Here is a 13,332-nt window from a genome sequence, read left to right as displayed (position 1 = left end):
AGAAAGGTTTCTCAGAAATCTAAATTAGTTTACGTGAATATTAACTGGAATATTTCCTCTTGTTGCTTTTGAGTATGGACAAACTTGGTGTGCAGCTTCTGTAAGAGCCTGTACTTCTGCTATTTCCATATCCGAAATATGCACAAAAATATCGACAGCCAAGCTAAAACCTTCTCCTTCTTTCCCGATAGTTGCGTGTACAGTTACTTCTGGAGCAGAAGCCAACTTGATTTTTTTACTGGCAGCTACTGCACCTAATGCACCACCAAAACAAGCTGCATAACCTGCTGCAAATAGTTGCTCTGGGTTAGTGTGTTTGCCTGTTTCATCGCCTCCCATTCCTTTTGGTAAGCGTACGTCAAGGTCAATTACTCCATCAGAAGACTTTACATGTCCACTTCTACCACTTACTCCCATTACCTTAGCTGTATAGAGGGGGTTGAAATTTGTATTTTTTTCCATTATTTTTTTTAAATAGTAAGATAAGATTAGTTTGTAAAAACAGTAGTTCGTAAGTTTTTGTGTATGCAAATTGCATAAAAAATACAACAAAATCAAATTCTAGTTTGTGGTTTGATTTTATAAAATTAACATCTATTTGTTACTTTTGGCACTCATTTGGAATTATAAAGAATAGGTAACAATAAAAATAAAGTTTGGTAAAATATCTTAACTCCATTCAAAAATAGGGTAAAAAAAAAGATTAATACACAAAAAAGGACATCAATCTGAAAAAATCAAACTAAAATTAGGTGTTAAATTGTTTAATAATCTAAAAAAATAGATATTTGTCATTTGATAGATTTGAAGCTCCTTAAACGAAATCAATAAATAATGGTTTCATTAAACTTTTCAAATACAGATACACAAACATTCCCTTTCAACTATTTATATAAATTATCGAAATAAGATAGTATAACTTTTATAGTTTACACAAATTATTTCAAAACATACTAAATTTAATTGGTCAATAAATTTCAACTAATTAAATCACTAATCCAAAATATATTATTATGAAAAAGATATTATTCAATTTCAAAACTATTTTGCTACTATTGGCTCTTTTTGCCTTTTTAGCTCCTTCATCTTTTGCACAAGAAAATGAGCCAAATTGGCCAGAAGGTGATGATATGGGTATTGCAAAAGAAAATTACGCTCTTTTGATAGACAATGTAAACAACGAGCAATTCGAAGAAGCTATCAAGCCTCTTAATTGGATTTTAGAAAATGCTCCTGATTTACATGCTGATGTTTATGTGAAAGCTGTCAAACTATATGACGGACTCGCAAAAAAAGCCGAAGCTGACGGACGTGATAGCGAAGTAAAAGTAAATCAAGAAAAAATTGCTGAAATGTATCAAATGCGTATCAAAAATGGTTTGGTAGAAGATATGTCTGATATTTATCATCGTTTTGGTCTTGATGCTTATTTCTATTGGAAAGATAATCCTGCAAAAATAGATACGCTTTACAAACACTATAAGAAAACATATGAGCTAGATAGAGAGCATTTTTCTCGTTCAGAGGTAATTTATTATGCTGATGCAGCAGGTAAAGAATATGAAAAAGAGCTTATCACTTTAGATAAAATGACAGAAGTTTATAAAGAACTTAAAAATTATGTAGGTGAGCGTATCAAAAATGAAGAATCTCAAGAAGAAAAAGACAAATGGCAATCATATGTTTTAGACAAAATTGATGAACTTGAGCTTATTTATTTTCCTAAAGACTGTAATCGTATTGCAGAATTATTTGGCGAGAAATTGAAAGGAAGTCCGAATGATACACTTCTTGTTCAAAGAGTTGTAAAATTAATGGGCGATAATGGCTGTACGAAAGAGCCTTTGTTCTTAGAAGCGATGCAAGCATTCTACAAACTTACTCCTACAAATGCTATTGCAAATACTATCGGACAACTTCACATGCAAAATGGAGATACTGACCAAGCTCTTACTTGGATTGAAAAGTCATTAGTAGGTGCAAGTGCAGAAGAAAAAGAAAAAGCTGCAAATACAGTCTTGACACTATCAAAATTAGCTTATAAAGATGGAAATTATACAAAAGCTCGTTCTTTATCGTATAAGGCTGCCGAAATGGGTAATGCAACTGTAGCTGCAAATGCTTATACTTTTATTGGAGATTTGTACATGACTAGCTATAAACAATGTAAAGGAGAGGGAGGCATAGAAATACGTTTTGCTTTTTTGGCTGCTTATGATATGTATGTGAAAGGGGGAAATGCCTCAAAGATAGCTTCTGCAAAAGCACAGTTTCCTACTAAAGAAGATATATTTACTAATCCTAAGTATAAGCTTGGAGATTCAGTTAATGTAGGATGTTGGATAAACACTTCTACTACTCTTCGTGCTAGATAATAATCTGATAAATGTAAATTTTAAAACAAAAATTCCTTATTTCTATTTTTAGAGATAAGGATTTTTTTTATGTCCTATAATCAAAAACTAACAAAATGAAACAAATAAATAAAGAAGCTATCTATCAAAACGGAGATGCAAAACGTTTTGAATGGAATGTAGAAGGAAAAACGGCATTTATTGATTATATTCTTAATGCTCAAGATGAGATTTTCTTGACACATACAGAAGTACCTCAAGAGTTAGAGGGAAAAGGAATTGGTTCAAAACTCGTAAAAGCAGTTTTGGATTATATCAAAGAAGAAAACTGGACAGTTTATCCTACTTGTCCATTTATAGGAGCGTTTATTAAAAAGCATGAAGAGTATCAAAGCCTAGTTAAAAAAGGATTGAGATATTAAACATTATTACTATTATTTGTTTTCTAGGAAAACGAATGCACAAAGAAGTAGCAAAAAACCACTTTTACTATAATATAAAAGTGGTTTTCCTCAATACACAACGAAATTCATTAATCAATAAAAAACTATCTAATTCTAAATTTGTATTTATCCATTACAGATTCTTCTTTGTAGGTAAGGTCAAAATAATAATCTCCGTCTTCTAAGTTTTTATCTACAAAAATTTGAGCTTGTGTACGCCCATTTTCCAAAACAGGAATTGGTCTTTTTACTACCTTGTATGGCTTTCCATTTCTGTAAAGTGTAAGATAAACAATACGTTCTTGTGCATCTCCTTCAAAAAGTCCTTCACCTACTTCAAATTCTAAGTGAACTTCTTTTCCAATCTTGCCTTTGTGCTTTCCTGTTTGGTCAAGAATAACACGTCTTTTCTGAAAGTCATATTGTGCTGTAAAATTATACGCCTTACGTGTAAGTCCTTTCAAGCGTTCGATTTCTTCTTTTTGGCGTTGGATAAGTTCTTCACTTTGTGTGAGTAATTCTCTAAGTTTTGTACGGTCTTCTCCAATTTGCTCAAGTTGTGCAAGAGAAGTTTGTTGTTCAGACAGTATTTTATCTAATTTTGCTTTTTCAGCTTTATATTTAGCTACTTCGGCAGCCGAAAGTTTGTATTTTTTGGTCATACTTGCAAGTTGCCCTTTATACGATTGAATTTGCTTTAAAAGAGCTTCAATACGCTCACGGTTTTTCTTCAATTCTTCTTTTAATGTTGAAATTTCGCCTATTGCATATTCATCTTTTCCTGAATAAACTTGTCCTAAACGTTCAGAATAATCTAGTTTTTTCTGTTGCAGCTCACTAACTCTTGCAAGAGCCTCATCACTTTCTTCTTTAATGGTTGCATTTATTTGAGCTTTTTCGACTTTAATATCATTTCTAGTCAGTAATAATACTTGACGCAATGAATCTGCATTTTGATAAGGAATAAGTTCGTTATCAATATTTCTAATTTCATTCGAATAGGCTTGTTCTAATCTATTGAAATCTTTGTATAAGGCTTCTAATGTTTCTTTATTAGAGTTTTTGAAGGCATTTGTTGCCCAAATTGCGCCCACTACTAAGACCAATGAAAGTATAGCTACTACTGCAATAAATGTTTTGCCTTCACGGGTGTTGTATCTGCTCATAAAATTCGGATTTTGGATATGATAAAGTCGTTTTTCTTATTTTAAAGACTAAAAATAAAAACTAGAAAAATGGTTTGAAAATAGTTAGTTGAAAAACTAGATAAAAATTGAAGTAAAATAGGTAAAATTCAAATAATATCAAATTTATTATTTTAAATCTCTAAGTTAGTAAGGCTAATATACAACTATATCGTTTGTATTGCTAAAAAATAGTTTTGGAAATCAAAAAAGTTCAATAAACATAACTTCAAATACGATTGATTCATTAAATTAAATAGCAAATTTGTCGAATAAATAACTCTGGCAACGATTATTTTTAGTTATTTTAATCAGTTTTCATTAAATTGCTTCGTTACATAACTAATACATAAAACCTATATAAACAGCCTATTATACTCTTTTATCTGTAATTATTTAATCAAATTGCTTATTACTACGCATACAAAGAAAATAGTTTTATCTTTATTTTTCTTCCTCAATCTAATTTTAATTAGCATTTTGGGAGGCTTTTCTGCATATGCTCAACAAAGTAACTCAAAATCAAACTTCACAACAGCTATTCTCAAACCAGCCGAAAATAATTTGAGATTGGAAGGAACTACTGTTGGTATTTTTGAAGATACAAATCATAACAAAACATTTGCCCAAATTTCAGAAGAAAGTTTTGTATCTAATTTCAAACCCTCAGAAGGCTACAACCCAAATTTTGGCTTTAGTGAATCTGCTTTTTGGGTTCGCATAGAATTAGAAAATCAAAATAAAGAACAAGATAATTTTTTAATAGAAATAGCTGCACCTCTTTTGGATTCAATTGCTTTCTTTTATAAAGAGGAGGGAAAGTATGAGAAAATAATTACAGGAGATACTTTTGAGTTTTCAGAACGTCCTATCGAAAATCGCTATTTTTTATTTCCTTTTCAATTAAGACCTCAAGAAAAACAAGTGTTTTACTTCAAGATTGCTTCTAAGGCAAGTTTGATGCAGTTTCCGATGCGTGTTTGGAAACCGTTAGCTTTTGAGCAGTATAACCATCAATTTCAGTTTATTTTTGGAATTATTTACGGAATAATTATTTTTATTCTTATCAATAATTTATTCTTATACTTTAATCTAGGTAAGGGAAATAGCTATTTATATTATGTAATTGCGATGGCGTGTTCACTTTTGGTTATCGCAAACTTGAATGGTCATGCGTATGAGTATTTGTGGAGTAATTTTCCATTCTTACAACAAAAAGCCTTACCGATGTGCCTTACATTTTTGGATTTTTGGCTTGTTTTGTTTTGTAGAAGGTTTTTGAATACTCGTACTTTCTTAGAAAAATTTGATAAAGCACTTCGTGTCTTTGGCTTTGTACAATTAGCCTTCTTCATATTGACCATTTTCTTGCCTTATCAATATGCCATTTATTTATCTAATCTTTCGGCTGCTGCAACAGCTTTAGTGCTTCTGATAACAGGAACAAGTGCTATTTTGAGAGGAAATACTTCTGCTTGGTTCTTCATAAGTGGTTTTTCTGTTTATATTTTGGGTTATATTATTTTTGCTTTAAAGACAAGTTCTTTCCTTCCTTTAAATGCTTTTACAGAATATAGTGTACAAGTAGGAGCTGCGCTTCAAGTGATTTTGCTTTCTTTTGCCATAGGAGTTCGAATAAGAGAAATTAGAAACGAGAAAAATGATGCACAGCGTTCGATGATGGAATCACAAGTAGAAGCAAATGAACAGCTAGAATCAAAAGTAGAAGAGCGCACTTCCGAACTAAATGAGAAAGCCGAAGCCTTAGAAAATTCGTACAGAACAGTTTCTATTTTATCTTCTATTGGACAAGAAATAACGGCTTCTTTGGATTATGAGGCTATTTTTGCAGTTCTTTATCGTTATGTACATGAGCTTATGGACTCTCCATTTTTTGGAGTAGATTTATATTACCCTGATAAAGAGCAGATTGTTTATGTGTATAATATAGAAAATGAAGTATTGCTTCCAGAAGAAAAAATTGACTCAAATAATCCAAATAACTTATCGGCTTATGTAGTGAGGAAAAAAGAAAGTATATTCATAAATGATGCAGAAGTAGAAATTCAGAAATATCTACCTAATATTGAAGTTATTATTGGAGAGGTTCCAGAATCTGTTATTGCTATTCCTTTATTAGTTGGAGAGAAAGTTTTGGGAGTTGTTTCGGTACAGAGTTTTGAAAAAAATGCCTATACAAGTCAGCATTTTGAGATTATGAAAACGCTTGCTTCTTATACTGCCATTGCCTTGGATAATGCGTCTTCGTATTCTAAAATCCGAAATGCAAACACAAAGACAATGCAAAGTATTCGTTATGCACAACGCATACAAGAAGGACTTTTGCCACGCCCAAAAATATTGACAGAAAATTTTGATGAAGCTAGTGTTTTTTATCGCCCTAGAGATATTGTAAGTGGAGATTTCTATTGGTTCGAAACGCTACTAAAAGAAGATTTCGATGATGAATTGCATCAAAATATGCCTAACAAACTCAAAATGATTGCTCTTTCAGATTGTACAGGACACGGAGTACCGGGCGCACTTATGACAATTATGGGGGTAAATCTTTTGAATCAAATTATTGCAGAAGGAGGAACGTGGCAACCTGATGAAATTCTGACAAAACTAGATGAGCGTGTTCGTCATACTTTCCATTTAGAAGAAATGCACACTCCAAAAAGCCGTCGAAATGATGGAATGGATATTGGAATTTGTGCTATTGATGAAGAAGAACAAATAATTTATTATGCAGGAGCAAAAATGCCTTTGTATATTGTCCGAAATAGAAAAATTGAAACCATCAAAGGAAGTTCTTTTGCTATCGGTGGCTCATTTATTTCTAAGAAAAAAGAAAAAGAATACAAAATAAATATATTCAAATACGAAAAAGGAGATAATCTATTTTTAGCTTCTGATGGCTTTCAAGACCAATTTGGAGCAGATAAGACAATGGATGATAAAACAGAACGCAAGTATTACACTCGTTTCTTTAGACAATTTTTAGAAAAAATCAGTATTCTTTCTTCTGCCGAACAGTATTCAGCCTTTAGTAAAGAACTTATTAGATGGAAGAAAAAGAGAAGACAAACCGATGATATTTTGGTTATGAGTGTGAAGCTATAAACCTTTGTATCAATAACATAAACCTATCCTTTGTTGGTGTTTTAGCGAAGCGACACCAACAAATACACATACAAAACAAGTTCGTAATCCATTTCCTTTTATATCAATAAGGAATTTCTCTATCGTGAGGGTCTTTTTGTGGATATTTTAATCTAACTTCTAACTGCGCTTCTATTTCTGGTGTCAGAATATGCTCTAAAGCTTCTGCAGCTTCGTGTACGTGGTCAGGTGCAAGACGTACAAACTCGGTTAAATACAACTCCCAAAGACGATGTAGCTTTACTAGTCGTTTTGCTTTTTGATTTCCTTTTTCAGTAAGTCCCCATCCATTTTGAGTTTTTTGAATAAACTGTTTTCGTGTTAGCTTTTTTAATGACTTTTTGAGTAAAACAGGCTTAAACTGTCTTTGAAGTCCAATATCCTCCAATGAAGAAATAGATTTGGTAGCATCTTTTTCTGCAATATGATAAATAGCTTTCAGAATATTTTCTTCCAAAATCTGTTTCTTATATAAATATTGTCTTCGCTTCCTTGCTACAATTCCTTTTTTTGGTGCAAAGAAAAATGAAAGCATTGCAATAGCAGAAGCGACCAAAACAATCCAAGGACCTGTTGGCATTTGCGTTTGAATATAAGAAACAAAAGCTCCTCCAATAGCTGCCAAAGCACCAAAACCAGCAGCAATAAAAAGCATTTTGTGTAGTTTATCTGTCCAAAAACGAGCAGCAGCAGCAGGAGTAACGAGCATTGCAGCCATCAGAACCACTCCCACCGACTGAATACCTACCACGACAGCCAAAACGGTAAGTGTAGTAAGCAGAATTTCAATGGCAACAATGGGAAGTCCGATGGTTTGAGCAAAGCTTTTATGAAAAACAACAATAATAAACTCCTTGTAAAAAAGTCCAACTAAAAGTAACATCAAAGCAGCCAAACCACCAAAAATCCAAACATCACTTCCCACAAGTGCAGCAGCTTTTCCAAACAAAAAACTCTCTAAACCAGACTGTGAAGCATTTCCAGATTGTTGGATATACGTAAGAAGCATCACACCAAAACCAAAAAAAACAGATAAAATAAGCGCAACGGCTGTATCTTCTTTGAGTTTGCTATACTTTGTAATCAGATTCATACAAATAATGGAAAGCCAACCTGAAACAAAAGCTCCTATAATCAAAAAAAATGGATTCTTTGTTCCTGCCATCAAAAAAGCACCACAAACCCCTGGTAAGATGGAATGAGCAACAGCATCGCCTACTAAGGCTCGTTTTTGCAAAAATGTAAAACAGCCCACGATAGCCGAACTTGTACCTAACAGAATCGATCCCAAAACTACGTAACGAGTATTTGGTTCAGTCAATAAAAAAAAATCAATTATCTCATTCATATAAATCTGTGTTGCTTAAAAATAAAGCAGTAGTTTTTGATAATTAAAACAAAGTTAGAAAAATCTAACTTTAAAGTTAGATTTGACATTAAAAACAAATATTATTTTAAATAAAATATTTTTTACCAAATTATAATTTAATTTCTAGCTTGAATTTTGCGCTTTAGTAATTGTAATACTTACTTATCTTATTTCTAATTATTTACTATGCCCTTTAAAGCTATCTCATTATTTATCGTTCAATTTATACTTTATTGCTTGATTAACTCTTCCTTTGCTCAAAAGAAAGACTGCGTTTCAAAACATCCTCACTCTCCTAGTTCTGCTATTTCTTTTTTCAATTTACATTGCATTGACAGCCTACAACAAGGCAAAACCATAGATAGTTTGGATTTGATTTATGGAAAAAATAAAAAAATTCCTACCAAATATCGTTCTGCTATTCTTATTGCACTTTCTTATTACCCCGAACTTATCCAAACGCCCATTGATTTTAAAGAATGTACTATCAAAACAACGCTCAATGCTCGTCCTACAATTAGTTCTTTATGTTTTAAAAATAAATCAAAAAGAAATTATGTAGTTCGTATAAATAACAGCCAAAAAGAAGGCATGATAACAATTGATGAAGTTCCTTTTAATGCAAGAATAGGAATTTTTGCACACGAGTTTAGTCATTTTGTAGATTATCAAAATCGTACTTTTGGAGGAGTTTTGGAGCGTCTTTGGGCTTATACGAGCAAGAAAAGAAAAGCCAATTATGAAAAAGAAATTGACAGCATGACAGTTGCTAGGGGTTTGAAGTGGCAAATGTATGATTGGTCTTATTATGCCATATTTTTATCTGATGCTTCTGAGTCTTATAAATCATTCAAAAAAAGTACGTATCTCAAACCAAAAGAAATTCTGAATCAAATAGACGAAGAAGTAAGAGAATAGATGAAATTAGAAAATAAATGTATAGTTTTGATTTTGCTCAATAACTTTTTTTGTTTCATGAGGTTAATAAACTTTTAAACTACACTTTTTAAACTGTTTAATCTATTATGGAACATAACACAACTAAAGACGAAAATATGGAAAGTATTTCAATCAAACCTCAAGAATTGGTTTTTATGTATGACAAAGACCAAAAAAATTGGGAAGAAAGACGTACGGAAGCAAACGGAATAGCCAAATTTGTGCGTGAAATGGAACTCCAAGACCTTACTACAACTATGTGGAAAACTCTTTTGAATTGGCTCAACCTAGAACCAAAAGCTCTTTTTGACGAACATCACAAAGATTATGATGAGAAAATCAAAGACAAAGAATATGCAATGGAAGACTGGCTTACTATTTTGGCAAATGATTATAAAATGATAAAATTTCCTATTGCTGCCATTGATAAAAAGGCTATTTTGTGTAAACAACGCAATGAAATTACGGCTCTTTATTCAAACCGTCCAGCAAATGAAAAAATGAAGTAACTCCCATCAAAATTTTGATTTTGAGAAGTTTGTATAAAAATTATGCAAACTTTTTTTGTATCAAAAGATTTATTGTTTAAGTTACTTTCAACAAAATAAAAATTATGAAAAAACTAAAACAACTTTCAGAACGAGATAAAAACCGAGTAATAGAAATGGCGTGGGAAGACAGAACGCCTTTTGATGCAATTCTATCACAGTTTAATTTAACAGAAAAAGAAACAATTACGCTCATGCGTAGAGAAATGAAACCTTCATCTTTCAGAATGTGGCGAAAGCGAGTACAGGGAAGAAGCACAAAACACTCCAAGAAAGCAGCTGATGATTTGAAGCGTTTCAGATGTAGCAGACAGAAGGCTGTTTCACTCAATAAAATTAGTAAAAGGTAAGTGAATTTCCAACCGTCAACGAGGCATAAAGTCGTCGTTGAGGGGTTTTACAAAAAATTACTTAGGCTCACTAAATTTAGGATTTGTGATAAATTCTTCATCAGTTAGCATTTCTAAGAAAGCAATAATATCCTTTTTTTCTTGTTCAGTCAGAGCTAAACGAATTTCTCCATTTGGGTCACTAATAAAATCATTACTGGCTGCCGTAATCAAGGAGGAAAGAGTTTGGCTTTTTTTGATTCCATTATCGTAGTGTTCTATTACTTCTTCTAAAGTCTGTAATCTTCCATCGTGCATATAAGGAGCAGTTAGGGCAATATTTCGGAGAGAAGGCGTTCTAAATTTTCCTTTATCAAAACGGTTTTGAGTAACAGCAAATAAACCATCTTTCAAATTTTGGTCATCATCCAATCCGTTATTGTGTAAGCCTTCAAAACCTAATGTGCTTCCAGAAGTGAGCGAACCCAAATGACAATCACCACAATTACCTCCACGGATTCCTCGTTCTGCATCTGGATGCGTAAAAAATAATTGAATTCCTCTGAGTTCGGATTCGGTAGGTTGGTATTCGCCTCTCAAATATTTATCGTAGTTCGAATTATTGCTGATAAGTGTTCTCTGAAACTGTGCTAAAGCTTTTGTGATTTTACTAGGTGTGATTTCTTTGCTTCCAAAGACTTTTTCAAAAAGCACAGGATATTCAGTTGTTTCTGAAAGAATTTGAGCCGTAATTTCTGCATCTTGATTCATTTCTTGATGATTTTCCATTGGCAAAATAGCTTGTTCTTCCAGTGTTTGACTTTTTCCGTTCCACGTCAAACGGCTATTCCACGTCAGATTTACTAGCGACATGGCACTAACTGGCATTTCTTCATTATTTACACCAATACTTTTTGCTTTTCCATCTGTAAAAGCTAATTCTTGTTTATGGCAGGTAGCACAAGAAACCGTCCCATCAGAAGAAAGACGTTTGTCATAGAATAATTTTCTACCTAACTCTACTCCTTCATAAGTTGTTATATTATCTGTTGGCAGGTTTGCATCTCCAAAATAGAGTAATTCGGAAGTAGGGTAATTTCCAGTTAATTCTTCTTGGGGTTTTGGTGTTTCTTTTTCTGTACACGAGAAAATAGAAAAAACCAAGAGCAAATTCAATATTTTTTTCATTGTAATTTCTAGCTAGTTTCTTACTGAAACGTTCCTTTATTCACTCTTGTTTTTAATATTCTGCTAAATTTATATAATGTTTTACTCCAAATCTGAATCTTCAATTTCGAATAAATAAACCCCTGCATCTTGATTTTCATCAATAAAATACTCCCAAAAACTTCTGTTTAAAAAATCTTTTTGAATGAAAGCAGAAGTATCAAACTTTCCTATTCCTGTTGTATCTGGAAAAATAGTTTTAACTTTGGCAATTTTTAGTGAATCAAAAACATCAATTTTATCTGTATAAATATCAGGCGCAGTAGCCGATTTTTCTCCTGTAACAGTATAGATATTTCTTGGTTCTCTCAAAACTAACTTCTCAACAGGAACTAAATGAAAGCTACGAATCGTATCAGGAAACTGACTTTTAAAACTACTCTTTTTTTCTATGTATTTGATGAGTAATGTATCATCTGTATTGTTTTGTAATTTGAATTGATGAGTATAAAATCTCTCACAAGAAGAGAAAGTCAATAATAAAAAAAGTAGAATAAATATTTTTTTCATTTGAATTTTAGGAGTTAGGAATTGGAAAATAGGAACTAGAATATGGGAATTGGGAATGAAGAATGAGAGTTTCAAATGAAATTAACTTGTAACTGATGACTGTTTACTGACAACTGATTTTCCTCCCCAAAGATATAAACCAATTGCTGCACTGATTCCACCCACAATAATAACCATTACTGTTTGTCCTGTATGCCCTAAAAAAGCAAAATCTAAAGCTGTTGTTTCATTGATTCCATACGCAATAAGTGTTTGTTGAACAAAAAAGTGAAAAGAACCAATTCCTCCTGGAATAGGAATAACCATTCCCACACCTGCCATAACCATAGCCGTAAAACCTGCCATAACAGTAAGGTCAGAAGTAGCATCAATAGAAAAGAAAAGGACATAAATCATCAAATGATAACATGCCCAAATAATCACAGTATGTAAAATATAAAAGACTTGTTGTTTTCTGTTGAGTTTTGTTATTGACAAAATCCCCTTCCAAAGTCCTCCCAAAAATGCTTGAATTTTAATCACAAAAGCATTTTCACGTATTTGTTTTCTGTATAAATAAATAAGCCCTAAAGTCAAAACGCCTAAGACAATCAAAATCCAAAGTAACCAAATGTTATCATAAAATTTTTGTTCATAGATTCCAAAATCTGCATATTTATCTAAAAACCCTTTTATTATATCCCACTCTACCAAAAAAGTAAAAGTTGTAATTGATACTAAAAGAACAAAATCTAAAGCACGTTCTCCGATTACAGACCCAAAGGAAGTTTCGACAGGCACATTATCAGTTCTTTTCAAAAAAGCACAACGAGCTACTTCTCCAGCACGAGGAAAAGCAATATTCATAAGATAACCTACCATAACCGAAACAAAAGCTTTTCTTTTTTGTACTTTATAGCCTAAAGGACGTAGTGCAATTGTCCAACGAACACCTCTACTCCAATGCGACAGACAACCTAATGCCATCGATAAGAGTATAATTCTGTAATCTGCCTTTGACAAATCTTCAAGCATTTTGGCTGTATCAACATTACGATACAAAAAATAAAAAAATATAATTCCTATGAGCAGCGAAATGCTAAATTGGAGTGCTTTTTTGAGAGTAGAGTTCATAAAAATAAAATTATGCGCTTTCATTGCTTCTTAATTATTGAGCAAAATAAGCTAGTTTTAGTGAGTATTTTATTTAACAACATCAAGAATAAGTTGTATTTTTGAATTGTTTCTAGTTGAATGATGATATATAAATGAATAATTTCTTTTC

12 protein-coding genes are annotated in these 13,332 nt (G+C 32.2%); 6 read left to right on the top strand and 6 right to left on the bottom strand.

All coding sequences use genetic code 11. The annotated features are described in order from the left end of the window. Positions 1–24: 24 nt before the first annotated feature. Entirely contained in the window at positions 25–462 is a 438-nt protein-coding gene (locus WAF17_RS14805) for an organic hydroperoxide resistance protein (protein ID WP_338761088.1), read from the bottom strand. A 551-nt stretch (positions 463–1,013) separates the two neighbouring features. On the opposite strand from WAF17_RS14805, the gene WAF17_RS14800 reads away from it, so the two are divergent. Both WAF17_RS14800 and WAF17_RS14795 read left to right on the top strand, forming a co-directional pair. Continuing rightward, positions 1,014–2,375, top strand: a complete 1,362-nt coding sequence (locus tag WAF17_RS14800; protein ID WP_338761084.1) for a tetratricopeptide repeat protein — start codon at positions 1,014–1,016, stop codon at positions 2,373–2,375. 95 nt (positions 2,376–2,470) lie between these two features. Continuing rightward, the gene (locus WAF17_RS14795; RefSeq protein WP_338761082.1) at positions 2,471–2,776 is read left to right on the top strand and encodes a GNAT family N-acetyltransferase; all 306 of its coding nucleotides are present in this window, start codon (positions 2,471–2,473) and stop codon (positions 2,774–2,776) included. Between the two features lie 125 nt (positions 2,777–2,901). Here the strand turns inward: WAF17_RS14795 and WAF17_RS14790 are convergent, their stop codons facing one another. Beyond that, the gene (locus tag WAF17_RS14790) at positions 2,902–3,963 is read right to left on the bottom strand and encodes a hypothetical protein (protein WP_338761078.1); all 1,062 of its coding nucleotides are present in this window, start codon (positions 3,961–3,963) and stop codon (positions 2,902–2,904) included. 498 nt (positions 3,964–4,461) lie between these two features. Here WAF17_RS14790 and WAF17_RS14785 point away from each other — a divergent pair, with 498 nt between their 5' ends. Beyond that, complete coding sequence (locus WAF17_RS14785; protein WP_338761075.1) at positions 4,462–7,107, top strand: 7TM diverse intracellular signaling domain-containing protein; 2,646 nt, start codon at positions 4,462–4,464, stop codon at positions 7,105–7,107. Positions 7,108–7,210: 103 nt separating this feature from the next. On the opposite strand, the gene WAF17_RS14780 is transcribed toward WAF17_RS14785, so the two are convergent. Continuing rightward, complete coding sequence (locus tag WAF17_RS14780; protein ID WP_338761071.1) at positions 7,211–8,494, bottom strand: metal ABC transporter permease; 1,284 nt, start codon at positions 8,492–8,494, stop codon at positions 7,211–7,213. 207 nt (positions 8,495–8,701) lie between these two features. On the opposite strand from WAF17_RS14780, the gene WAF17_RS14775 reads away from it, so the two are divergent. The 3 genes from WAF17_RS14775 to WAF17_RS14765 all read left to right on the top strand — a co-directional run bounded on the left by WAF17_RS14775 (position 8,702) and on the right by WAF17_RS14765 (position 10,352). After that, the gene (locus WAF17_RS14775; RefSeq protein WP_338761068.1) at positions 8,702–9,433 is read left to right on the top strand and encodes a hypothetical protein; all 732 of its coding nucleotides are present in this window, start codon (positions 8,702–8,704) and stop codon (positions 9,431–9,433) included. A gap of 107 nt (positions 9,434–9,540) precedes the next feature. Then, positions 9,541–9,963, top strand: a complete 423-nt coding sequence (locus tag WAF17_RS14770) for a hypothetical protein (protein WP_338761066.1) — start codon at positions 9,541–9,543, stop codon at positions 9,961–9,963. Between the two features lie 104 nt (positions 9,964–10,067). Further along, positions 10,068–10,352 (top strand): TIGR03643 family protein, encoded by a 285-nt coding sequence (locus tag WAF17_RS14765; RefSeq protein ID WP_338761064.1) that lies wholly within the window; start codon positions 10,068–10,070, stop codon positions 10,350–10,352. Between the two features lie 57 nt (positions 10,353–10,409). On the opposite strand, the gene WAF17_RS14760 is transcribed toward WAF17_RS14765, so the two are convergent. The 3 genes from WAF17_RS14760 to WAF17_RS14750 all read right to left on the bottom strand — a co-directional run bounded on the left by WAF17_RS14760 (position 10,410) and on the right by WAF17_RS14750 (position 13,205). Further along, positions 10,410–11,519, bottom strand: coding sequence for a cytochrome c peroxidase (locus WAF17_RS14760; protein WP_338761062.1), 1,110 nt, complete (start codon positions 11,517–11,519; stop codon positions 10,410–10,412). An 81-nt stretch (positions 11,520–11,600) separates the two neighbouring features. Beyond that, positions 11,601–12,068, bottom strand: a complete 468-nt coding sequence (locus WAF17_RS14755) for a hypothetical protein (protein WP_338761060.1) — start codon at positions 12,066–12,068, stop codon at positions 11,601–11,603. Positions 12,069–12,149: 81 nt separating this feature from the next. Beyond that, on the bottom strand, positions 12,150–13,205 hold the full coding sequence (locus WAF17_RS14750; RefSeq protein ID WP_338761058.1) for a lysylphosphatidylglycerol synthase transmembrane domain-containing protein: 1,056 nt from the start codon (positions 13,203–13,205) through the stop codon (positions 12,150–12,152). Positions 13,206–13,332 lie beyond the last annotated feature (127 nt).

This window comes from Bernardetia sp. ABR2-2B (genome assembly GCF_037126435.1).
Taxonomy (GTDB): domain Bacteria; phylum Bacteroidota; class Bacteroidia; order Cytophagales; family Bernardetiaceae; genus Bernardetia.
This window is presented reverse-complemented; position numbering and strand designations above follow the sequence as displayed.